The following is a 2,468-nucleotide window of genomic DNA, read 5'->3' on the forward strand; positions in this document are numbered from 1 at the left end:
CGGGCGTCGTCCAGGATGTAGGCGATGCGATCGGCCGGATAGTCCGGGTCGATCGGCACATACGCCGCCCCCGTCTTCAACACCGCCAGTAGTGCGATGACCAGGTCGGCGGAGCGGGGCAGGGCGACGGCGACGAACCGCTCCGGACCCGCCCCCTGCTCAACCAGCAACCGCGCCAGCCGGTTCGCCCGCTCGTTCACCTCGCCATAGGTCAACCTCACGTCCTCGAACACGACCGCCACCGCATCCGGCGTCCGAGCCACCTGCTCCTCGAACAACACCGGCAGTACCCCACCCGGGGCCTCGCGGCCGGCTCGGCCCCCATCGCCCAGGACCTGACCCAGGTAGGTGTCGTTGAGGACGGGGAGGGTGTGCAGGGGCGTGTCGGGGGCTTCGTCCAGGGCCTGGGTCAGGTGGCTGGTGGCGGTGTCCATCAGCGACAGCACGAGGTCGGGGTCGATCGGGGCGACACACTGGACGGTGAAGACGAACCCGTCTCCCGTGTCGTCCACCGACACCGTCAGCGGGTAGTTGGTCCGCTCCTGCGCGAAGAGAACCTCGATCCCCTCCACCTCCATACCGGCATCCGCCGCACCCACACTGTGCCGGTAGTTGAACAACGCGGTGAACAACGGCGCTTCGGCCAAGACCCCGCTCATCCGCTGGGCGAGGGCGAGCGGAGCGTGCTCGTGCACCAGCAACTCGGCCAGGTCGCCCTGCATCGAGTGAACCGCGTCCAATACGCCGCCACGGCTCGTATCGAGGCGGACGGGCAGGGTGTTGATGAACAGACCCGGAATGCGGTCCGCGCCCGCACCCGCCTGCATCCGCCCGAACAACACCGTGCCGAACACAACATCCTCACGCCCCGCCACGGCCGCGACCACCCGGGCGAACATCACATGCAACACCGTCGCCGCACTCACACCCAGACGACGCGCCGCCTCACGCACAGCGACAGCCGTCGCCGCATCGAGAACCACGGAGGATTCGGCCACCCCCGTGCCGTCCCCTCGCACATCCATCACCGCGAACGGTGCCGTCGGCTCGTCCACGTCACCCAGCAGCCGGCCGAAGAAATCCTCGTGCTCGGCCACCGGGATGCCCAGCCTCGCCTGCGCGACGAAGTTCCGGAACGGCAGCGGCGCCGCCAACTCCCCCTCACGCCCGTCCAGGAACGCCTGGACTTCCGCGAAGAGGACGTCCACCGCGGTGTGGTCCTGGATCAGGTGATGCACCTGCACCAGAGCCACGCACCGGCTCGTACCGGGCACGTCCGCCACGGTCACGTGGACGAGCGGGGCCACGGTGACGTCCATCAGCGAACCACACGTCGACAGCAGCCCATCCACCACACCCTGCACGTCACCGTCCGCGATGTCCGTCAAGTGGGCGTCACGTACGGGGATTTCAGCGTGCCGCCAGACGACCTGGACCGGCTCGCGCAGCCCCTCCCACATCACAGCCGTGCGCAGGATGTCGTGCCGGTCCACGACCTTCTGCAGCACGCCGACGAACTCGTCCAACCGCGCCCGTGAGTCAAAACCCAACGCCATCGGCAGGACGTAGGCGTCCTCGCCCGAGGCGGCGCTCATCAGGTGGTGGAAGAGGATGCCCTCCTGCAACGGCGCCAGGGGATACACGTCCGCGACGTTCCCCACACCGCCGGGCACCCGGGCCACGATCCGGTCGATCTCCTCCTGGGACAGGCCCGCCAGGGGAAGCATCTCCGGGGTGATCGCCGCCGCGCCCTCAACGATCCCGTTCTCGGGGACGACGACCGACCCACCGGAGACGCCACCGTCCGCCGAACCCAGGCCGGCCACGAGACCGGCAACCGACGGCGTCACGAACAACGACCGCACCGGCACCGACAACCCACGCTCACGCAACCGCTCCACCAACGACACCGCCAACAGCGAATGCCCGCCCAACTCAAAGAAGTTGTCGTCAATGGACACCCGCTCAACGCCGAGCACCTCCGCGAAGACCTGGCACAGGACCTCCTCCTGCGGACTCCGCGGAGCACGGCCCTCCGCGCCGGCGGAGAACTCAGGCGCGGGCAGCGCACGCCGGTCCAGCTTCCCGTTCGGCGTCAACGGCAACGCGTCGAGAACGAGAACCGCGGAGGGCACCATGTACTCCGGCACCGACTCCGCTGCATGGGCCCGCAGCGCCTGCGGTTCGAGCACCGCGTCAGCGGTCGGCACGACATAACCGACGAGCCGCTTGTCGCCGGGCCGGTCCTCACGCACGATCACCGCGACCTGGGCGACCTCCGGATGCGCGGCCAGAACGGACTCGATCTCCCCCAGCTCAATCCGGAAACCACGCACCTTCACCTGGTCATCGATCCGCCCCAGGTACTCGATCTCCCCGGCCGCGTTCCACCGCACCAGGTCCCCGGTCCGGTACATGCGTGAGCCAGGAGCCCCGAACGGGTCCGCGACGAAACGCTCCGCGGTCAG

1 protein-coding gene is annotated in these 2,468 nt (G+C 68.9%); it reads right to left on the reverse strand.

Annotated elements, in window-relative coordinates:
* The coding region (locus AB0927_RS40895; RefSeq protein WP_366672952.1) for a condensation domain-containing protein at window positions 1-2,417 on the reverse strand (2,417 nt) is incomplete at its 3' end.
* Between the last annotated feature and the right edge of the window lie 51 nt (window positions 2,418-2,468).

The organism is Streptomyces sp. NPDC048106 (assembly GCF_040706415.1).
Classification (GTDB): domain Bacteria; phylum Actinomycetota; class Actinomycetes; order Streptomycetales; family Streptomycetaceae; genus Streptomyces.